This window comes from Neorhizobium sp. CSC1952, assembly GCF_030378245.1.
Lineage (GTDB): Bacteria > Pseudomonadota > Alphaproteobacteria > Rhizobiales > Rhizobiaceae > Neorhizobium > Neorhizobium oryzae_A.
Window position 1 is genome coordinate 4,811,544 of record NZ_CP128416.1, and the last position, 20,467, is coordinate 4,832,010.

Here is a 20,467-nt window from a genome sequence, read left to right on the forward strand (position 1 = left end):
AGAACTGGAAAAAGAACAAGCCCTCAAGACTTGAGGGCTTGTTCTTTTTCTTGTTACCACGAAATCACCAACTCCGGGTACTCCGTCACAATCGAAGGCCGGAGCGCATCCTGTTCAAGGAACGTCGGTCTCCAGATGTAATGGAATTGTTCCCGGTCAAGCCATTCCTCCAACGCCTGGGCCGCATCGGTATCGGATAAATCGAACGGGTGTTCCTGCACGACGCGATACTGGCGATGGCCGTTGAAGGCGGCTTCGTCTATGGCTGTCGCGATGGTGGACGGCTTGAACAGTTTGTCGGCGTACCGTTTGCGGAAATCCGCCGCCATCAGATAGTTACCTTCGGCGCGTTTCATCAGAAGGCACTCCCCAAGTAGGTATCGGTAATTTTCAGGCGGCCATGACCGAGTTCGGCCGAGATTTGGCGGCGGGCTGCGCGATCAGCTTCGCGTTCCTTCGCGGTCATGTCGGCCCATTTCTTGCCGCCTGCCAGCGGGCAGGCTTGGCCGGTCAGGGTGCGGTAGCGGTTTTGGGCATACGCGTGCCGGAATCCATGCGTGTTGCGCAGGCCCGCCTTGAGAGTCTGGTACTCGAACCGCTTGAGATGTTCGACATAGGTGAGTTGCGCCGGGATCAACGAGCCGCGACCGGGGATGAGTTTCACGACATGCTGGAGCACCTGTCGTTGCTCCAGTGTTGTGATGGGGATGGTGCGCGCTCTGCCGCCTTTGGTCCAACTGGCCTGCAAGGCAATATGGTCGCCGCGAATGGCGGCCTGCGGCTGGAATTTCATGGCCTCCTCGCGGCGCAAGCCGAAAGCGGCTTGCAGCAGCAGGGATGCCTTGATGTTGGGGCATGCGATGGTCTGGAGTTTCGTGTGGTCGAGGATCTGGGCGCGGTTGCGGATGATTTCGCCGCGTTCGGCCACGCCATAGGCGGCGTTGTCGCGGTTGACGACGTTCGGCTTGTTGACCTTCTCCGCCCACCAACGCAGCCATGTGAGGCGATTGCGGATACTGGCGTCGGTGGTGTCCGTGTCGAGCCACTTTTCCACGAGGGCTTCGACGTGTTTCGGTTTGAGAGAGCCCGCAGACGGCAGCTTATAGCCGAGGTCTGCGAGATCATCGGCCATTGCGGTCAGCCCGCGCCGGCGGTTAGCTTGGGTGCCTTGGGAGCCATCCCGATTGCGTTGGCACAAACGCACCAGGTCCATGGTCAGATCGTCCATCTTGCTCGCTTCCTTGTTAAGGGCGGTGAGTGTTGATGGCCGATGCCTGTCCTTGGATCAGGGCACCCCGCGAAGGTCACTCGCGGCAAGGCCGGGAATGCGTATTACGGTACAAGCCTCACGAGCCAGCCGGGCGGCTGGCCGAAGTGGTTTGCCCTGTTGGGCGTCCGGCACCCGAAAGATGGGCACCGGAAGGATGGCCGCCGCGGCGGCGCACGGATGAGATGAGCAAGCATTCTGCTCTCCTATGGTTGGGAAAACGGTGGGTGAGATGGGTCAGGCGTTTGGTTGCCTCAGCGGATAGTGAACGCCTGCGGCTGCTAATGGCCAGCATCTTGCGCCGGAAATGATGTCCGTGACGGAGAGCGGAGCGCAGCGTCATTAGCGGGTCATGTGGCGACGTTTGCGTGAACGCCTTGACCACCGAGGGTTTGGGGGCGGTCCGTCACTCCCGAATGCATTGGCGAGTGACGGACCTCCGGTCTTTTGCACGGACGGACGTTTTACGTCCGACTTTGTTTGTCGTGGCTTTGCCCGAAGCCGGGGCGCGGCTTCGGTCCCAGCGCCATGCCGTTGTCGGCATGGCATGGTGGTGCTGTTGCCGGAGCGGCCCGTTGGGGCGGTCTCGACCTTCGCACCGGTGTGGTCGGGGTGTGACGCCGCTCGCCCGTCCGCAAGGCATCCAGCCGTATCCCGTGGGAGCCTCGGCCGGACCCTCCGTTGCGGGCGGGGCGAAGGCGCAGCGTCTTTTGGCACCCGACCGGTCGCGAAGGGCGTGACCGGACCAACCAACGGAAGCCTCCCAAAATGAGCAACGACACCACCAACACCACGCCGACGCATCACGTCTATGTGGTCGAAGGCAAAGGCGACAACGCCTTCTGGACCAAAATCGGAGCAGCCTGGCAGCACGCCGATGGCAACGGCCTCAACATCACCTTGAGCCTGCTGCCTCTCGATGGCCGCGTGGTTATCCGCACCGCCAAGGCGACTGAAGCCACCAGCCGCAAAGGACGCGGGCAATGAAGTCCACATCCTATCGCGTCCGCGACGGCCACCTCCATTTCCCGGAGGTGGCCTTGCCGGAGAATACCGTCATCCATGGCGACTGCGTGCAGGTCATGGCCGGTATGCCCGGTGAATCCGTGGACTTCGTGCTCACCGATCCGCCGTACATCTGCGGCTACCGCGACCGGCTGGGTCGCACGATCGCCAACGACACCCGTTCGGACTGGCTGGAGCCCGCGTTCCGCGAAATCTACCGTCTGATGAAGCCGGATAGCTTGTGCATCAGCTTCTACGGCTGGACGGCCGCCGACGCTTTCCTGGCGGCGTGGCGCGCGGCAGGTTTCCGTCTGGTCGGGCACATGGTCTTTTGCAAGAATTATGCGTCGCGAATCGGGCTATTCCGCGCCATGCACGAATCCGCCTACGTGCTGGCGAAGGGACGCCCGGAAATGCCGGTACGACCGTTGTCCGATGTCGCGGGCTGGGTTTACACCGGCAACAAGCTGCATCCTACCCAAAAGCCTGTCGAAGTGCTGGAGCCGCTTATCCGCACGTATTGTCCGGCAGGTGGCTTGGTGCTTGACCCATTTTGCGGGTCAGGCTCCACGCTTGTCGCGGCGCAGTCCTGTGGACGGAATTATGTCGGCATCGAACTTGAATGCGAACATGCCGCAAAAGCACGAAGACGTCTCAGGTTATGAGGCTGAAAATGCATTTCATATCTCGCTGCGCTTTAGCGGTCTCACTTCCACCGAAATTGTGGGATTTAAGCAACAAAATGCTGAGCGGCCATCGACTTGGCTTTATGAAGTCCGCAAACCTGTTTGCGGAATCAAGGAATTTTTATACGATTCAGTCGTAAAGTAACCTGCCCATTTACACGGGCGGTTGCCCAGGTTGGGCATTCCGCTTGGAGAACGATATGACTGCTAGACAACGCAGCAAAAAGCCTCTGTCTGATACCTATCTAACATCGCAAGACGATCCGACACCGGATGAGATTGCTCTTGCTGTATCCGGCATGAAGTCCATATCGAGTGATCTATATGGATACAGGCCTCAACTGTCGGCCAAGGAAGTTGAGGATATTTACCTGACTTCCGCGAAAAACTTGCTGTCGAAATAATTCCCTATCATGGTGCAACTATTCGACTTGTACCACGAGCTATCCTCGTTGGGCGATCCCGAAGTCTTTAAAGGACTTTACAAAGAGGCGGCAAACGTAGCCGCCTCTTTTTACGGCTATGAGCCGGAAATATCCGATACCGAGATTCGGAAAGCCTGGGGGAAGTTCGTCCAAGATTTTGGCAGGTTTCAGGTTAGCAAGCTCAAGCCAATGAAGGCCCTTAAGATCGCAACGGCGTTACTTATTCGGGCAGCTGCCGCTTTCCCGATTACGACCTATGGCCGCACGGTGCGAACCGGGAATGTCGTTCGATACGACCGACGCTTTGCACGGGACTATTGCAACGAATTAACCGCACTTACATTTGGTATTTCGGTCCTGAGTGTTGAGTTGTCTCGCGTGTATCGCGGCCAAAACTACTACTCGGTCAACCTAGATGGTCTTAAGCTTATTAAACCTTATAAAATCCGTACATACGTTGAGATGGTGTTGGATGACCGCCAGCTCAATTTCAATCAGCGGAGAGGTATGTTCCGAAAGGATTTCTATTCCCTGATGGAGATCGTGAACATTTATTTGATGAAGGATTTGCCGCGATAACGGCGGCAAACTAGCCTCCATGCAGTGAGAACGGGGAAACGCTGCCTGATGTTTCCTACTGTTTCTTAAGAGCCAATTCCCATTCGCCCGCCGCATTTTGCACAACACGGCGGTTCCCTTTATAAAATACAGCGCCCGTCTTGCTGGCCTTTATCATCGTTGGCGCAAATTTATTAGCGGCCTTCAATCGCTCAAGCAGTTCAAGCGCCTCTTTCTTTTTTCCGGCATTTATTAAGGCCATCAAATCTTCATAAGAATCCATGCTCAACACTCCTCATCCATCACTGGGGGCAAGATACGTACCAAGTCACCATGGATATCAATCGTATAGATGGCTGACAGCAAGGCGATTTGTGTCCCCACAAAACCCCGGAATTCTCCCAAGGCGGTGAAGAACGCCGCCGGATGCGTCCCATGCCGCAACCGGCCATGATGCTCATCCCGCTCAAAATACGGATCACGACGCTGCTCCATGATGTCATCAACGTCGGATACGGTTCATCGAGGAACCGGCGGCAGGCAGCGCCAATGGCTCGTATATGCACCGCACCAGCCGCCTTGTCACTGAGCGTACCCACCGTTGTCGTGCATTCGGCTCGGATCATGTGAATGGAGGAAATCACATGATCCTCGACCTCGGCCGGAAGAGGATTGAATAGCGCGCGGCGGTCTTCCAAGAACGCCAGGAATTTGCGAACGGCATCCCGATCGGAAGCAGGCGGATTCCACGAAACCCCAAATAATGGCGTTGAGATACCGGTAACCCGTTTGAGCATCTCTTTGGCACGGATCAGCACTCTCAGCACCCCGTTAGAGAAGCTTATTGTAAGTGGTGAATATCTTCTCAGCGCGAGCGAGGGTTTCTTCAACCGGCGCGGTATCGCCCTTTAGAATCTCTCTATTTTCAATAAGCCAAGCTGCCGGCGCAAAATGATCAAACTCCGTGACCGATGATGGCATTGTTCTAAAGATAGCCTCTGCCTTCTTCACCAATCGGGGCGTCGTAGTGTCAGCGGCTTCTAGCGATTCTACAGTTATTAAATTGCCCTTTGGCACGTCGTAAGCACCATTAAGAATTCCAACAAAAATTTCCGGATGGAAAATATCTTCGATATCACCTTCCGGCTGGTCGACGAACTCCGTGATGCTGTAGAAATGACCAGCTTTCAAAATCTCGGCCCGTTTCAATTCCTCAATCTTACGCTTCTCATTTGCTCCATGATCAGACAGCACTGCCACATTGACGGAATTTCCTCCAAACAAGGACATGAATGGTCGAATGTTCCCAATGCCTCCTGATGGGCAAAGCGTCCAACGCGAATCGAGATGCGTACGTTTGCGCCGTCTCAACTCTTCGGAAAGAGCTTGGAGGTACAGAATATCGCTGGGGCCTTCTACGAGAAGCGTGTTTTTACCGACGAATAGCGTCTGCGTAATTTCATATCCTAGTGCTCCCTGAAGAGGAAATAGTGTATCAGGGTCTCTTTCGAGCACATCTTCTCGAACTTTTGTTCCAATTGGAGATCGTCGGCCTGACCTGGGATCAATGTTCACCTGATCTTCTACAATACGCGTAGACATCAGCCGATCTGGCGCCACCATGAACGGCGAATGGGTGGAATAAATGATCTGGTGATGAGGTGCGAGTTTTTCATCAAAAAAGCGCAGCAGGTCGGCTTGAGCCTTCCCATGCAAAGTTAGCCCCGGTTCATCTAGGAGCAATATTACCGGTCGCGCTTCGTCCTTAACCTGAGCAAACTTCACCAAGAACGAGAAGAACCATACGAATCCTGTGCTTCTCTCCGAGAATGGAGTATCTACACGATGAAGCTGATTATAGATTCTTGCCCGCGCAATGGTGCCTGTATTGTATGGAGCAGGGTCTCCTGGGCGAGCAGGATCAATTTCCACGTTCACCGCTAAATCAGGATTTTGCGTCCAATACTCCAGAATCTGATCTGTGATGGTATTTGACGCTGATTGTAGCTTCGCGTTGAACGTTTCAAACGTCGTAACTTTGGTGATTTCCTCAATAGGAACATGCGCATAATTCAAAAATTCATAAAAGAGCTTCTTGCCACGATTGTCATCGCGCTGGATGGAGCCATCCGCCACCATCGCAGACACGGCCTCGATCTGAATTGCACCATCCATGCGATCATAATTTGAAAAATACATGAACTTTGGAAGATATCGGTCTAGAATTTTTCTAATAGCAGCCGTGACACTTCCTGCCTTCTCAAGTTCTTGGAGAAGAGCCTTCTGTTTTTCAGTCAACGTGCCAAGTTCTTTAAGAAGCGTGATAAGTGCAGAGGAAGTATCAGCTTTCTTTACTTGAGCACGCTCACTCGCATCCAACTTATGCCTAGTGTACAAATGCTCCAGAGCGACAGAGAAATTGATATCGATCGACCACTCAGGATCGCGACCGTAGCGTCGGATGATCTCAACCTTGGTTTCTGCCAAACATCCTTGTCCGAACTCCGCTTCTACGGCAGCTATCTCCTCCGCCGCTAATTCCCATGTCGTTGAAATAACGACTGCATCCTCAGATGGATGACGTGCATCGTAGCTGGTCAAATATCTGCGAGGGTAATCGCGTTCTTTATCAAGGGCTATCGGCGTAGCTGGATGGGGATTCAGCGCAGCAAGTGCCTGGAGTACCGCACTCTTTCCTGCTTCATTCTTACCTACAAGGCAGGTCACATTTTCAATCGTAAACTGCCCCGTATCTTCCGCAGAGCGAAAATTTTGAACTTTTGCACTTATCAGCTTCATAAAACCCCTCCCTCAATTTAGCATTGATTTGAAATTACAATACAATCTCTGTCAATCAATATGGAGGTTGGTTCACAAAATACTCACGTGAAGCGCTGTATGTTTCCGATTACTAAAAGCGTGATGAGCGCCCCCTCTCTTCAGCAAATCGTGTTTGGAATCGTCACCATTCTCGCGCCGCCGGAACTTAATTTATGGCCGCATACGGGAAATCGTGCTCTCGCTGACCCCGAAAGCGCTGGCGATCCGTGCGCAGGATTCGCCCTTGGCGCGCCACTCGAAAATTTTCTCGCGCTCTTGTGGGCCAAGCTTCGGCTTCCGCCCGAACTTCACCCCGCGCCGCCGCGCGTCCGCACGGCCGTGGGCGGTATTTTCCAGAATGCGCAGCCGTTGCCAACGGGCCGCCCAACCGACAATGAACAGGATCAGGTCAGAGAATTCCGAGGTCGTGTCGATGAACGGTTCATCGATCAGGCGCAAGCCCGCACCCGCCTTCTTCACGGTATCCACGATGTTCAGCAGATCGAGCGGGTTCCTGGCAATTCTATCGGTGACGGTGGCAAGCACGATATCGCCGGAGCGGAGGGACTGGAGAAGTCTGGCAAGTTCCGGGCGACCGTCCCGGCTCTTGCCGCTACGCCTCTCATGAAATATCTGCGCGCATCCGGCTGCCTTCAGTTTAGCGAGTTGATAGGCCAAGTCCTGCCCTTTTGTGCTGACGCGGGCATAGCCGAGAATCCGATTGGAAACGTGTGTAGTCATGCTCAAAGCCTCCGTAAATAGCGGAAAGCCTTGAATTCCATAAATATTGTTAATTATAGTCGGAAGCTTCTGCGCCGTTTTACAGATGGTCAAAAGTCACGACTTTTGCAAGTGGGACAGATTCACGATTTTTAAATGAATCTATATTTTATAACATCTGAATTTACTTTTGTTTTTCTCACGCGCTTGAGTGGGCAGGCGACCGTCAAAAGTCGTGATTTTTGATACCCAGAAGAGGCCAAAGGCATATGACCGGACGGCGGTTCCTGCCGTTCTGCCACGGCACGGATTCCGCCCCCGTTACAGCACAGGGTTCACTCTTCCGATGCAGATCACGCAGAGATTAAATCCATCCCGATTCCGGGCCGTTTCTACCACCGCTTTCGCCCTTTTCCTCACCGCCTGCTCCGGCAGCTCCACCATTGAAGGCAAGTACCGCGCCGATGACGGTGCCGGCTCAACCGCCGAATTCATGAGTGACGGAACGCTGATTTTCATCAGCGGCGGCCAACAAGGTGTCTGGAAGTGGGCCAAACTCGACGGCGACTGCCTCAAGCTCGACCCCGGTTCCGGCCTTCCCGGCACAAAATCCGCCGTGTGCGGCTATTCCGTTCTGGCGAACGGTCTGCGCCTCACGAATTGCCATCTTGCCATGACGCTCACGCGCCTCTGACGTCTCACTTCACGGAACATTGCCATGAAAACCAAGCTTCTCGCGGCGGCGATCGCCGCCATTCTGCCGTCCTCTGCATTGGCTGACGGCTCAAAACTCAACTACGACGCTCTTTCCGTACATTTGAAGGAAAACTTCACAGGATGTGAGGTTCGGGACAAGAGCGCTACCGACAAGCGAACGACATGCCTGGCCGCCGGGCAGCGATCAGGTTACGCACCATCCGCTCGTGTGGAAGTCTCCCTTAGGAACGGTCAAGTCGTCTATACGCTAACCATCTTCGCGGCTGACCAGTTCGCGGCCACAATGAATCCGGGAACATTTCAGGACATCTACAACAACAGCATTGCGCTCATCGATGATTGGGGAAAGCGCTTTGGTGATGTAACGCCAACGCTGACATCGGTTGTCAATGAATGCGTCAAGAATAGCGAAATCCAAACGAATCAGGGAAATTGCCGCCTCCTCTCTAAATTTGAGAAATACTCGGTCGGTATATGGGGAGAGGTCGGAAGGGAATACTTCGGATACAGACTGACAGTCCAGGTTTCCAAGGATGGGTAATCGAGCACGGGATTTCGCTCTTTTCCGCAAACGATCCCAAGGAAACGGCATGCAAACCCAAATCCTGATCATCGCCATGGGAGCCTGCCTGTTGGCGTCCCCGGCCGTGGCCGACACCGAACTGGCGCACCCGATGCCGACACGGCAGGCGTTCAGGCTCGACCCCGCAACCGGCTGCTTTCGTTACAGCGGAACTGCGGCCGAGTTTGTCGGCAGGCTCAGGCGCGGCGCGTATGTCAGCGTGACGATGGACGACCCGGAGCGCATTCCGGTTATGGATGCCCCCGAGTTCAGGGCACCGGGCGGCCTGTCATGGTTCGGGCCGCTCCCCGCCACCCGGGACTACAGCATCATGTACACGCCTGCCATGCGGATCGGCACCCCGGCCAAGGTGGTAATCTGCGGCACCACCTCGCCACCGGCCAGCGCCGAGGAGGCGGCCCGCGCGGACGCGGCCATGCAACGCATGCTCGACACGCTGGAGGAACCGCAGGCCGTGGCCACCGGCGGTCCGGATGGGAAGGGAGAGCAAGCCGACGTGTGCGGGTTCCGCGTGCGGGATGTCATCCTCAAGGCCGGGGATGCTCCCGACGCCCACACGCTCCAGCCCCGCGTGACGGGCAGCGTGCGGCACTACGATGGCGTCCTTGAAACTCCGTTCCCGGTCTTTGCGACCTGCATCCCGGCCGAGGCCGGGCAGGTACCCAAGACCGTCCCGCTCCCCGCCAACACGCGGGATTGCTATTTCACGGGCGGGCGGTTGGAATGCTCCTACCTCGCGGAAGATGAAGTCGTGCATATGGGGGACTGATGGGCGTGGGTAACCAACCGGTCAGTGTTTCCCTCCGCTTCCCCATGTCGATGCTCCGGCCCTGAAACCGAGCCGCGTGTCTCGGTTTCTTGCTGCGCAACCGGACCTCCCGCATCGACATGTGGCCCCGCGCGTCAGTGACACCATGCAGGGCGACTGGTTTGCCCTGCGGGCACGGTCAGGCCATGTTGACCTGACCTAAACAAGTCTGGGTCGCCCCGCATGGTGTCAACCCCGACCTACCGTCTCCGGTAATACGTGTCCCATGCCAGCTTGATGTCGTAGAACGACCACTCCCGGCGACGGCCATAGCCGGGACTCGGGCGATTGAAACATTCGGCCAGGCCGGTTTCCCGCTGGAACTTCATGAACCAAGCCGACGATTTCGGCTTGCCCCGCGGAGTCGGCTCGATTTGCCGAATAAAGCCGCTATGTGCCCACTCGTCGCGCGGATTAGGAGCAGTGGCCGGGTCCGCAATGTAGGCGCGGAGTTTCTGCAAGGTGGTGTTATCTGGCGTCTGGTGGAGTTCTGTACGCAGGTCTGCGACGGCCAGCGCAGCACCTTGGCGGGCGGCTTCGGTCAGCATGTCGCGCAACTGCGCATTGGTCAGCACAAGCGCCTGTATCGCTTCCATAGGGATGGCTTTCGTTGGTGGGATTTTGCGGCTGGAGATCGCCGCGCCACCATTGCCGCATAGCCAGCAAATGACGTCAAGCGTCACAGGCCAAGCAGATTGCCTAGCTTTTCCGTGACCGGACGCATCGGATCGACAAGGCCGAGATCGTAGATAGCCGTGGTTTCGAGGTTGCCCTTATGGTCCACATAGTGGGAAATAGCCTCATGCGAGACGCCTTGCCCGGTCAGCATGAGCGAAATCGCGATCCGCTTTAGGTCGTAGAGTTGGAAGTAGTCCGGCACGCCTGGCAGAGTCTTGAATCGGTCCAGCCCCTTGCGGAAGTTGTCGCGGGGTTGCGTCGGATCGGTATGCGAGGGAAACAGCAGCTTGCTTTTCGGCCAGCGGGCACGCTGGGCCTGCACCATCTCGGCCACCTTGGGATGGATGGGCACCGAACGGTAGGAGTATTCGTAGAGCGAACGGGAGAGCTTGATGCCCTTGGTGTTGTGCTTGTGCCAGACGAGCTTTTCCAGATCGAAGTGGCTGAATTCCGCGTTGTTGAGCTCGCTGGGACGGGCCATCGTCAGGAACAGGATGCCCATGTAGTTGCAGAGTTCCCGCATCTGGTCATTGGCGGTCAGCACCCGACCCTTAACAAGGGCCATGTTGCGCTTGGCGAATCCGTTGAGGTGATCCGTCTCGGGTGGGACCTCCATCACCGGATAAAAGATGTAAGTGGCAATCTTGCGTATCTGCTCCGTGGAGTAATCGCGGCGGCGGCGGATGACCTTTTGCATGCGGATAGGTGTGCAGGGGTTGCGCATGTCCACCAGTTGCATGCGGATGGCCCAGTTAAATAAAGACGACACGCGAGAAAGGGCGCTGTTATGGCTGGAAGGAGAGGAAGCAAACTGCCGCTGGAATTGTTCAATATCCGAAGGCTTGATGGATGCAAAAGCTCGATCACCGAACATTTTGCCGAAATCGGAGGAGGTCTTTCGCTTGTTGTGGCCCCGCCGGGAAACGGTAACGGGCTGGTGTCGCAGACGCTCGGCCACAAACCTTGCGAAGGCGTCTCGCGACACTTTCGATAGCCCGCTGACGTGGCTTTCCCAATATTGACCGATTACGTCGTCCACCGTCAGGAAGTGCTTGCGGCGCGGATTGATCCGGCCAGCTTCAGGATCCGCTCCACTTTCGAGCTTCTGTCTGCGATTATTGACCTCTATCCGTGCCGACGCCACGTTGTGAAGAACGGTAGAGCCGATGACCTTACGATAGCGGTGTCCGTTCAACACGTAGGCATGAACGAAAGCTTTGCGCCCTAGCGCGGTTACCCGGAGCCCCAACCCTGAAACGGAATTGCTGCGTGCACGCCCATCGGCTCCGATAGGATGGTCCCAGTAGATTTCTTGGTCTTTTCCAGCCGGACAGGTTGCGACAAAAACAAAGTCGTCAGTTAAAAATAAATTGGGCATTTCATGTAACTTCCATGTAACGAATTTATACCAAATGTTACATGGAAAACCAAGTAATGATGGGGATAAAACTAAGAAAAATGACGTAATAACAAATGACTAGATAAATTTCGAAAAGTCAGAAATACTGCCGTTTCCGGTTGGTAATGACGAGGTCGACAGTTCAATTCTGTCTAGCAGCACCATAGTTTCAAAGGGTTGCGCGGACAAAACCGGCGACCCTTTTTCTTATGTAACATCGATGTAACGAGGCATATTTGGCGGCTTAAAAGTGGAACAACCTGTAGCATACGCTCTAGGGACAGGCTAAAATCGACCATGCTTCGAAAATTTCGTAACAACAGTGAAGACCGCGTGCAGCGACAAATCCGGGCTGTTGTAGGCCGTCATAGTGCCGAATTACATGAAAAGGTGCGGATCGCCGACATTATCGAAATAGAGAAGCTTGATACTCGTAAGATGGGAACTTACGCACTTCAGGCTCACTTTGACTTCGTCCTGGTCGATGAAACTCAACGGGCCGTCGTGGCTATCGAGTTTGACGGCCACGGCCACGACACCCAGAGTGACCATCTAAAAGACGCCATATGTCGACAAGCCGATTTTCCGTTGCTGCGAATTTATGGCTTCGAAGAAGTGAGGGAGGTAAACGCCATCACGCTCACCCGCTATCTGGTCGAGCTTGTTTTTCACGCGCGTACTTTTCTGCAAATGCAGAAAAGCGGCCAAATTCCGCTTGATGAGCCTTTCACGCTGAGTGCCTTTTTAAAGGAAGATGCCAAACATATCTTCGACAGCGAATTCGATTTTATCTGCAATGCGAACGGTAAAATTACGCAGGCTCTCCGGCACTACCAGCTTACTGAAGAGGTCCATCCGCACTTGGGGATGAGCCATTTAACCCTTAGGGCTCCGGATGATTATCTACATGCGTTCGTCAGTGTGAATTCCAAGAATGGGCCGATCGTCGGTGCTGCAAGGCTCAAAGTCAGCTTGGCGTCCTCCGGTTTTCTCGCCGACTTGGGCTTTGTGTCAGCGGAAATCGCCCAGTTCGTTGAGGGAATGGCATTTGATAGCCTTCTCGAGAATATCCGCTTCATAGGCTCAGGTGCAGGGCATATCGTTATTCATGCCGATGAACGCCTGCAAGAGCTAACCGGCTTGGCCAAGCAAGGTTACACGCTTGTCTTCGGTGGGGGCGGAAGTTTAGCGAACGCGAATCTGATGACAGCCTTCGCCGCAGGCAAAAAGGGTAACATTTTCTAGCGAGATATCGCTGGTACGAAAGCTGATTCTGGCCAACAAGCTCAGGATGCCGCCATTATTGGAAGTCAAGGAGTGTAGGGTCTTCATCGGCTTTGAACAGGCATGCGACCAAAGCCCACCGGGTTAGAGTCTCCGCCGACATTCTCAGATCCGACCAATCATCGAGATGTCCCGTGGTACTGCCATGAAGGAACTGGCTTCGTGCGTCGCCGTATATTTTTCGGACTAGCGTGCTGAGTTTATGACCGTCCGTGTGGATCGGCGCCTCCCGGTTCATTCCGCATATTGTTTCGAAGAGACGCAGAATGCCGTTGTCGCCCTTGCCTCCTGCAAGCGTATCCAGACACGATGCAAAATGGGTGACCGCGATCAAATCCTCGTTGGCTCGGCACGCCTCATAAAACCAGCGAAGCGCAACGTCGAGCTGCCTCAACATTTCCGCTCGGCCGGAAGCGGATGTGCCCTCCGCAATGTAAGTCGCAACCTCCGAAATCTGCCGGATCAGTGGTGTGAACTGTTTTGATATATCCGCCCAGTGTTCCGGCTCGACGGTATATCCGAATCGAAACAATTTGCTGGAGTACGAAGCGCTCATTGCCAGCTTTGGGGAATATCGAAGGACAACACTTCTTGCTGGAAGGTCATCGGAGGCAAGATTCAAGCCTTGAAGAGCCTTCGTCGGCCTATTCCACATAAGTGCGGTAGCCGTCAGCGACAATCGTGCTGCCCGTGCTGCGCGATCCTGCATCAGCTCGTTCGACATGCCAGACATTGTAACCGAAATCACATGGGGCCAACGCTCGATCGCATTGATAATGTCGTCTTCTTCCATGGATTGCCTGCTCGGCTTGCGCTTATTGACACGTGCGCCACTCCATTTTTGGAGAATGCGCCGGTAGGTGGTCTTGGGGATCTTCCCCGCTTGAAGCTCACGCTCTAGCCAAGCATCGCGCGTCTCAATTTTCACAGGTCCGATCACGAATTCATCTACATGAACACGGAGCCATGAGCCTGCAAAAATGTAGGTGATCGGTTGAAATTGGCGTGCGGACAACTGTCCGATATGGTGATTTATGGCATCCTTCAGCGCTTTGGCATTTTCATCAATGGGCGCGTCTAAATCGAGAGAAGACAAAGGCTCTCCAAAGGCGCTACGCAAAGCCTTCGCCCAATCATTTTCGGTATATTTAGCCTTAATCTGTGAGGCTTCCGAACGCTTGAGACGCGCTATTGCACCGATGGCCTTATCGATCTTTTCGCTAACCGAAATCTGCAATCCATCTCCGATGCTAATGGTGCGGGGGAAGTGGATTTTGGCCTCAGGATCATTCCATGGATCTTCGAGCTTGCTCAAGCGCACAAGCTCCGAGACGATGATCTTGTATTGGTCGATTAATTTAACCATGAATTTCCCGTACGTTTAGACTTCTCCAGCCAAGATCAGGGCTGTTGAGCCGGATGTTCGACAAACCCATGAGCAATCAGCGACGGCCGGAAATCGTCTAAATCCTTTTCCGGGATGGCGAGTAAAAAGAGATTGCGGGCGCGCGTCACCGCCACATAGCCGATGCGACCGACTTCGGTGGCCGGACCGGCAATCAGTTCTTTGACGTGTTCTTTGCTCGCCACGTACATCACCGCATCAATGCTTTCCCCCTTAACACCATGGACCGTTTCGACCCTCATCTGCGGTATTGCGATTTGGTCGTCCGGCGCATGGGTGACCAAGGGAGCCTCTTGCAAAAATGCCTTGGTCAGCCGTTTGCCCAGATTGTCTGCAGGAGCGAGACCGACGGTCTCCTCGATCTTCTCAAGGAGTTCCTTGGAACGCTTTACAAGCGACGGCTGCCATTGCGTTGCGGCATTAAGAGAAGCCGAAGGCAGACCGGTCGCGTCATCGCGCAGGAATTTCCACAGCAGCTGCCGGAGCGCTTTCGCTTTGGTATCGGTGCCGGGGCGACGTAGCCGGGCTGCAAGGTCCGGAGGCGGGGCCTTAAGAAGGTCGAGCAATCCGCGGATCAGCGCCGTGAAGGCGCGGTCGAAGTTGCCATCCTTGTCACGAAGGATTGCCGCCTGCGCAAAATGTTTTGTGGGGCCGCGTCCCTGATCCGGCTCGGCACCCCGCCATTGATTCACCCATTCATTTCCGCGACAGAGAATTACAGCCTTCTCCTGAGGCACCTCGGCCTTGGCAAGCATATCGTTGAAAAGCTTGCGCAGATCGGCTTCGCCGCCGTTTTTCAGGGGTGTGAAATACGCACCGTTCAACGATGCAGGGACATCCCGGTCAGGCTCGTCATCCCGGCCCGTTAGCGAGTTGGCGACCTTCAGAATTGCAGGGACGGAACGGTAGTTGATTGTCAGTTCCTGAGCATCGACGCCAGCGGCACCGTGATAGCCGGTAAGGAACTTTCCATCCGCGCCGTTAAATTCGAAGATGCCCTGGTTTGCGTCTCCTACCAGCGAAATTGTGCAGCCTGCGGTCTGCAGCATTTCAAGCAGAGCCTGGTGCGCGGGGCCGATATCCTGCGCTTCATCAATGATAATCTGCGGATATCGACGAACCAGCGCCCGGAGAACGTGTTCCTGCTCCTGCAATACTCTATAGGCCCAGTATCGACCTAGTTCATGGGTGTAAGCGCCCGTTTTCCCAAGTCTCGTTACGAGCGCAACCGCTACTGCTGCGTCGATCTTGGTTTTGTTCCCCATGAACGAGCTGTAGAAAGCCCACTTACCCGCCTCGACCGTAGCCGACATAGCGTCCATTCTCTGCGGGAACTTACCTGTCTTGAACGTGAAGCCTGCAAGAAACGGCTCACCTCCTTGGACAAGGTATGGCAGACATTTGGAGCCCATGACGTGATGCCCGTGCGGCTTCACGACATTTATGGTGAAGAAACTGTCGAACGTGGCGATATCAACCAGCTTCGCCCTTTTGCCCAAGAGGCTGCGCTGCGCAAGCGAGCGGTAATCCTTCTGGAACGTGTCAACAGCAACGTTCGAGAACGATAGGAGCGCGACGCGACCGCGTACTTCCCCCACCAGTTCGCAAATCTTCGCCACCCGGTGCACCACGGTGCGCGTCTTACCGCTACCGGCGCAGGCGGTCACACAGAGCCGCCCGAGAGGCCTATCGACAATCGTACGCTGCTGCGCCGATAAATCGCTCACGCGGCGTCTCCATCGCCGCAAACATGCTTTATGGCATCGAGTATGTAATCGGGAACCTTGATCGCCAAATTCTCGTCATCAATCATGGCAGAAAGGGACTGCCCGAACTTTCCTTTCTGGACGTTGTTCTCGCTCCGCTCGAACATTCCCCGGAACAAAGCTTCTGCCTTCTCCTGATCGTTGGCTTTTAGGGCCAAATCAGCTTCAAGCGCAGCCCCGATTTTTGGATGAATTTCCTTCAGGGCAGCGATCATTGTTGGACGATTTTCTTCATGCAGCGCGAGATCATACTCGAAGGTTTTCACACCGTGGAAAACCTTCACCAGGCTGTCTTCCTGCTTTTTCATTTTAGCGGTGTTGTCGGAAATGGTGATGGCTTCGCCCAACGCGGGGTAGTGGGCGACGGGTTCGCCGTCCGCCACAACGATTTTTTCAGGGTCGGCATCCGTGACGACAGCCACGCGGATTTTGAGTGCCGTCTCGCCGAACAGGGGCAGGAATGAATCGAAATTGAGGCCCTCAACGCTAATGACACTCACGCCATGCTGCCGCAGATCATACCCGGCCTTCTGCGCGAGCGTATTGACCATCAGCAGTTCGGCGGCACCTTCCACAAAGATGATCCGCCTCGCGAAGAAAAGCTCGGCCCTTGTCACGTCAAGATATCGCTCAAGCTTTTCCTTCTTACCTTTCTCGAACTTGATCGCGCGCGGCGCAAAGGCCTCCACCGTGCCGCCGGTATCGACAAGGCACATGATCGTGTCCAGCGACGCGATGCTGGCAAAGTTCGGAGAGTGGCTGGTGACAAATACCTGAACGGGCTTCTCGCCTACTTCCGCTTTCACGCCGGACAGGTATTTGAGGAGGACTGATTGCAGTTGAGGGTGAAGATGTGCCTCGGGCTCTTCAACAATGAGTCCGCGGAATGCCGCGTCGGGATTCATCGCCATCTCGCTCAGGACCACGGCCATGAAGATAAGGTTGTTGAAACCTAGTCCGTTCTGTTCGATTTCGAACGTATCCACAAGCAAGGACAGCCTTGCAGCGAGTTTCTGAAAATCCGTTCCGGAAAGACCAAGGTCCAGCACCTGTTTCAATTGCGCCCCGATCATTTCTTCGTGCCGGGTCGTGATCGCCTTGTGGGTATTCACCAACGGGCTATGCTTTTTGAGATCAACATCGAGCTGGACCAGCGCGTCGTTGATCTGCTTGCGTCCGTCGTCGTCCGACAGCAATTGAAACAACCGGGCAAGCTGGCTTGACCGCCCAGGCTTCAACGCCTGACCTGCGTCCCGCAGAGGCTGAAGATAAACGCTCCGAAGATTTTCAAGGACATCTGCCGTAAGAGCGTTTTCCTCGTGATCCCCGCACCATCTTCTGGTTTTCAGCCGTCCCGATTTATCGGGATCTCCGTACTGTACCGTGATTGAAGCCTCTATTTTCTTATCCGCTCCGAGCTTCAGTGCAGGAAGAAAATCGGCCTCGTCATCGGGCGTCATATCCTTGAATGTGTATATAAACGAGATCGCGCCTTTTCGTTCTTCGCCCTTCGGACAATGGATGTCGTCGGTTGTAAAGCGTGGATAGGGATCGTCCGCGCCCGCAAGGAGCGCTCGCAAGGCGTCAACAACGGCAGATTTTCCGACATTGTTCGCTCCGACAATGATGTTGAGCCCGGCTTCGAATTCCAGCGTGACTTTCGCCAGTTTCCTGAAGTTCGTTATTTCCAGTCTTGCAAGATACATGATTCCGCCCCGTCTGGGGCATGACACACCCATTTGGGAGGTGTGTAAAGTATCAATTGCGACCTTGGGTTATATGACTCTCAAGCCGAGAATCATCGCACCTGCTCCTATTTGAGTGGGAGACATCCGGGCGCATCTACACCTGGATCAGCGGCTACTGCGCACAAAAAAGCGTGGCATATTTGCGGTTCGCGGACAGCAAGTGTTGAACAGAATGGCTTTCATTTGACCTAGAAGCGTACACAATGTCGTACACATACACAGAAACTGTGGAAATTTATCGTTATTTATCAAATGCATAGTGGTAATATAATGGGACTTAAAATCCCTCGACTTCGGTCATACGGGTTCGATCCCCGTCGTCCGCACCAATGCCCCCCCCAAGTCACACGAAAGGGCGAGGCCGCTGTCCGCCGAGAAGCTGCGGACGGGAATCTTGACAGATCAGTCCGAAATTCCTACTTGCAGTTCATGGCAAGACGGAAGGAATTCGACCGGGAAACGGTGTTGAAGCGGGCGATCGGGGTTTTCTCCGATCACGGCTTCGAAGGCACGTCCACGGATGTGCTCCTGAAGACGATGGGCATCAGCCGCCAGAGCATGTACGACACGTTCGGCGACAAGTGGAAACTTTATCTCGAAGCCCTGCAGCGTTACGTAACAGAAAGCATTGCCGCCCAGGTTGCCATTCTCAATGGAAAACCTTCTCCCATCAAAGGTGTGGAGGCATTGCTTCAAACGATGGTCCGCACCGCGCTCGCCGATCCGGCGCCGGCGTGCCTGGGCATCAGCGCCGTCTGCGAGTTTGGCCATTCCGAACGCGAGGTGACGCTGGTGACGGAGGTCTCCGGCCGCACCCTGCGCACCGCTCTGGAGAAACGGATCGCCGAGGCGATCGGGACCGGCGAAGCCTCTGCCGACCTCGATCCCGCGGAAGCGGCGCATTTCATTCTTGCGACGCTCACCGGCATCAAGGTTGCCGCACGTAGCGGCGCTTCATCCGAAGTCCTCCACGGCATAGCCCGGACGGCGCTCAGAAGCCTTCGCTGACAAACGAGGTTCCGGCGTCATTTTTCTCATTCAATTATAGACTGATCGATCCAATAAGAAAGGAAATCGCATGCCCTCTTCCCTTATCCCGCCTCTCGCCGGCAAGGCCGCTCTCGTCACCGGCGGTTCTCGCGGCATCGGCGCCGCCATTGTCCGCCGCCTTGCGCAGGATGGCGCAGCCGTCGCCTTCACCTATTCGGCTTCGAGCGAGCGTGCGGCTGCACTTGTCGCGGAGATCGAAACCGAAGGCGGCAAGGCCCGCGCCATCAGGGCCGACAGCGCTGATGTGGACGCCGTGAAAGCTGCCGTCGCGGAAGCTGCCAAGGCCTTCAGCCGCATCGACATCCTGGTCAACAATGCGGGCATCCTGATCCGCAACCTGGTGGATGATTACGACCCCGCCGATTTCGACCGGATGTTCGCGGTCAATGTCCGCGCGCCGTTCATCGCGATCCAGGCCGCTCTGCCGCATATGCGGTCCGGCGGCAGGATCATAACGACCGGCAGCGTCACGGCTGACCGCAGCGGTTTTCCCGGCGCTTCCGTCTACAGCATGACCAAGGGCGCGGTCGCGTCCATGACCCGCGGGCTGGCGCGCGATCTCGGGCCGCGCGGCATCACCGTCAATGCGGTCCAGCCCGGTCCGACCGCTACCGACATGAATTCAAGCGAGGAAGGCCGCGCGCTTACCAGACCGCTGATGGCGATCGGCCGCGTCGGCGAAGACCACGAGGTTGCGAGCCTCGTCGCCTATCTCGCCGGTCCGGAATCGAGTTTCATCACCGGCTCGGCGCTGACCATCGACGGCGGCTATCTCGCATAGAAAAACGGCGCGGCGATCTCGCGCCGCGCCGTTTTCGTGAACACTCCCGACCGGATCAGGCCGCAAGCTTGGCCGCGAGCTTCGCGACATGGGCGCCCTGATATTTCGCGCCTTCCAGCTCCACTTCGGAGGGCTGGCGGGAACCGTCGCCGTCGGTGATGGTGCTCGCGCCGTAAGGCGAGCCGCCCTTGATGGCTTCGACGCCCATCTGGCCTGCGAAAGCATAGGGAAGGCCGACGACCGCCATGCCGTGGTGCAGGAGCGTCGGGATGAAGCCGAGAATGGTGGATTCCTGGCCGCCGTGCTGTGTGGCGGAAGAGGTGAAGACCGAGCCGATCTTGCCGACCAGCTTGCCCTGCGCCCAGAGGCCGCCGGTCTGGTCCCAGAAATTGCGCATCTGCGAGGCGACCGTGCCGAAGCGCGTGCCGGCGCCGATGATGATCGCATCGTAATCGGCGAGTTCGTCGACGGTGGCGATCGGCGCCTCCTGGTCCACCTTGTAGTAGGAGGCCTTGGCGACCTCTTCCGGAACCAGTTCGGGCACGCGCTTGACCGTCACCTCGGCCCCCGCCGACTTTGCCCCTTCCGCGACGGCATAAGCCATTTTCTCGATATGGCCGTAAGCGGAATAATAAAGGACGAGAACCTTCGCCATGATCTTCTCCAATTGCCTGTTTCAACCTGAACGAGGCCGTCTCCGGCCGAACCGGGCCCAGATGTAACTGTTTCAGCCGCCGGCGACAGCCCTCGCCCGGTCGACGCAGTGT

At 55.8% G+C, this 20,467-nt stretch carries 21 protein-coding genes; 9 read left to right on the top strand and 12 right to left on the bottom strand.

Going from position 1 to position 20,467, the window contains the following annotated elements; translation table 11 throughout:
* Positions 1 to 53 precede the first annotated feature (53 nt).
* Together QTA58_RS23400 and QTA58_RS23405 are read right to left on the bottom strand one after the other, a co-directional pair.
* Entirely contained in the window at positions 54 to 356 is a 303-nt protein-coding gene (locus QTA58_RS23400) for a hypothetical protein (RefSeq protein WP_289671085.1), read from the bottom strand.
* On the bottom strand, positions 356 to 1,228 hold the full coding sequence (locus tag QTA58_RS23405; protein WP_289671086.1) for a phage integrase N-terminal domain-containing protein: 873 nt from the start codon (positions 1,226 to 1,228) through the stop codon (positions 356 to 358). Before QTA58_RS23405 ends, QTA58_RS23400 begins: the two co-directional genes overlap by 1 nt.
* 807 nt (positions 1,229 to 2,035) lie before the next feature.
* On the opposite strand from QTA58_RS23405, the gene QTA58_RS23410 reads away from it, so the two are divergent.
* From QTA58_RS23410 to QTA58_RS23420, 3 genes are all read left to right on the top strand, one after another.
* Positions 2,036 to 2,254, top strand: a complete 219-nt coding sequence (locus tag QTA58_RS23410) for a hypothetical protein (protein WP_289671087.1) — start codon at positions 2,036 to 2,038, stop codon at positions 2,252 to 2,254.
* Complete coding sequence (locus QTA58_RS23415; RefSeq protein WP_289671088.1) at positions 2,251 to 2,937, top strand: DNA methyltransferase; 687 nt, start codon at positions 2,251 to 2,253, stop codon at positions 2,935 to 2,937. Before QTA58_RS23410 ends, QTA58_RS23415 begins: the two co-directional genes overlap by 4 nt.
* Before the next feature lie 473 nt (positions 2,938 to 3,410).
* Positions 3,411 to 3,962 carry a hypothetical protein gene (locus tag QTA58_RS23420; protein WP_289671090.1) on the top strand — a complete coding sequence of 184 codons (552 nt, stop codon included), beginning with the start codon at positions 3,411 to 3,413 and terminating at the stop codon, positions 3,960 to 3,962.
* A 55-nt stretch (positions 3,963 to 4,017) separates the two neighbouring features.
* Here the strand turns inward: QTA58_RS23420 and QTA58_RS23425 are convergent, their stop codons facing one another.
* The 4 genes from QTA58_RS23425 to QTA58_RS23440 all read right to left on the bottom strand — a co-directional run bounded on the left by QTA58_RS23425 (position 4,018) and on the right by QTA58_RS23440 (position 7,502).
* Entirely contained in the window at positions 4,018 to 4,224 is a 207-nt protein-coding gene (locus tag QTA58_RS23425) for a hypothetical protein (protein WP_289671092.1), read from the bottom strand.
* 19 nt (positions 4,225 to 4,243) lie between these two features.
* Positions 4,244 to 4,759, bottom strand: coding sequence for a DUF6650 family protein (locus tag QTA58_RS23430; protein WP_289671094.1), 516 nt, complete (start codon positions 4,757 to 4,759; stop codon positions 4,244 to 4,246).
* Positions 4,760 to 4,772: 13 nt separating this feature from the next.
* Positions 4,773 to 6,740 (bottom strand): AAA family ATPase, encoded by a 1,968-nt coding sequence (locus QTA58_RS23435; RefSeq protein WP_289671096.1) that lies wholly within the window; start codon positions 6,738 to 6,740, stop codon positions 4,773 to 4,775.
* Between the two features lie 192 nt (positions 6,741 to 6,932).
* Positions 6,933 to 7,502: a recombinase family protein gene (locus tag QTA58_RS23440; RefSeq protein ID WP_289671098.1), complete on the bottom strand. Its 570-nt coding sequence runs from the start codon at positions 7,500 to 7,502 to the stop codon at positions 6,933 to 6,935.
* A 325-nt stretch (positions 7,503 to 7,827) separates the two neighbouring features.
* Here QTA58_RS23440 and QTA58_RS23445 point away from each other — a divergent pair, with 325 nt between their 5' ends.
* From QTA58_RS23445 to QTA58_RS23455, 3 genes are read left to right on the top strand one after another with little or no spacing between them, the layout of a single operon-like run.
* Complete coding sequence (locus QTA58_RS23445; protein WP_289671100.1) at positions 7,828 to 8,175, top strand: hypothetical protein; 348 nt, start codon at positions 7,828 to 7,830, stop codon at positions 8,173 to 8,175.
* Between the two features lie 24 nt (positions 8,176 to 8,199).
* Positions 8,200 to 8,739, top strand: coding sequence for a hypothetical protein (locus QTA58_RS23450; RefSeq protein ID WP_289671101.1), 540 nt, complete (start codon positions 8,200 to 8,202; stop codon positions 8,737 to 8,739).
* A gap of 49 nt (positions 8,740 to 8,788) precedes the next feature.
* Positions 8,789 to 9,550: a hypothetical protein gene (locus QTA58_RS23455; protein ID WP_289671103.1), complete on the top strand. Its 762-nt coding sequence runs from the start codon at positions 8,789 to 8,791 to the stop codon at positions 9,548 to 9,550.
* A 239-nt stretch (positions 9,551 to 9,789) separates the two neighbouring features.
* Here QTA58_RS23455 and QTA58_RS23460 read toward each other — a convergent pair whose 3' ends face one another.
* The gene (locus QTA58_RS23460) at positions 9,790 to 10,272 is read right to left on the bottom strand and encodes a hypothetical protein (RefSeq protein ID WP_289671105.1); all 483 of its coding nucleotides are present in this window, start codon (positions 10,270 to 10,272) and stop codon (positions 9,790 to 9,792) included.
* On the bottom strand, positions 10,269 to 11,645 hold the full coding sequence (locus QTA58_RS23465) for an integrase family protein (protein ID WP_289671107.1): 1,377 nt from the start codon (positions 11,643 to 11,645) through the stop codon (positions 10,269 to 10,271). Before QTA58_RS23465 ends, QTA58_RS23460 begins: the two co-directional genes overlap by 4 nt.
* 318 nt (positions 11,646 to 11,963) lie before the next feature.
* Here QTA58_RS23465 and QTA58_RS23470 point away from each other — a divergent pair, with 318 nt between their 5' ends.
* Positions 11,964 to 12,911, top strand: coding sequence for a DUF2726 domain-containing protein (locus QTA58_RS23470; RefSeq protein ID WP_289671109.1), 948 nt, complete (start codon positions 11,964 to 11,966; stop codon positions 12,909 to 12,911).
* A gap of 55 nt (positions 12,912 to 12,966) precedes the next feature.
* Here the strand turns inward: QTA58_RS23470 and QTA58_RS23475 are convergent, their stop codons facing one another.
* Genes QTA58_RS23475 through QTA58_RS23485 form a run of 3 tightly spaced genes read right to left on the bottom strand, consistent with a single transcriptional unit; the run spans position 12,967 to position 17,827 of the window.
* Positions 12,967 to 14,316: a hypothetical protein gene (locus QTA58_RS23475; protein WP_289671111.1), complete on the bottom strand. Its 1,350-nt coding sequence runs from the start codon at positions 14,314 to 14,316 to the stop codon at positions 12,967 to 12,969.
* Positions 14,317 to 14,351: 35 nt separating this feature from the next.
* Entirely contained in the window at positions 14,352 to 16,082 is a 1,731-nt protein-coding gene (locus QTA58_RS23480) for an ATP-dependent helicase (RefSeq protein ID WP_289671113.1), read from the bottom strand.
* Entirely contained in the window at positions 16,079 to 17,827 is a 1,749-nt protein-coding gene (locus QTA58_RS23485) for an ATP-dependent endonuclease (RefSeq protein ID WP_289671115.1), read from the bottom strand. Before QTA58_RS23485 ends, QTA58_RS23480 begins: the two co-directional genes overlap by 4 nt.
* Positions 17,828 to 18,298: 471 nt before the next feature.
* On the opposite strand from QTA58_RS23485, the gene QTA58_RS23490 reads away from it, so the two are divergent.
* The gene (locus tag QTA58_RS23490; RefSeq protein WP_085423455.1) at positions 18,299 to 18,877 is read left to right on the top strand and encodes a TetR/AcrR family transcriptional regulator; all 579 of its coding nucleotides are present in this window, start codon (positions 18,299 to 18,301) and stop codon (positions 18,875 to 18,877) included.
* A gap of 70 nt (positions 18,878 to 18,947) precedes the next feature.
* Complete coding sequence (locus QTA58_RS23495; protein ID WP_289671118.1) at positions 18,948 to 19,700, top strand: 3-oxoacyl-ACP reductase family protein; 753 nt, start codon at positions 18,948 to 18,950, stop codon at positions 19,698 to 19,700.
* Between the two features lie 55 nt (positions 19,701 to 19,755).
* Here QTA58_RS23495 and wrbA read toward each other — a convergent pair whose 3' ends face one another.
* On the bottom strand, positions 19,756 to 20,355 hold the full coding sequence (gene wrbA / locus QTA58_RS23500; RefSeq protein WP_085423179.1) for an NAD(P)H:quinone oxidoreductase type IV: 600 nt from the start codon (positions 20,353 to 20,355) through the stop codon (positions 19,756 to 19,758).
* Positions 20,356 to 20,467 lie beyond the last annotated feature (112 nt).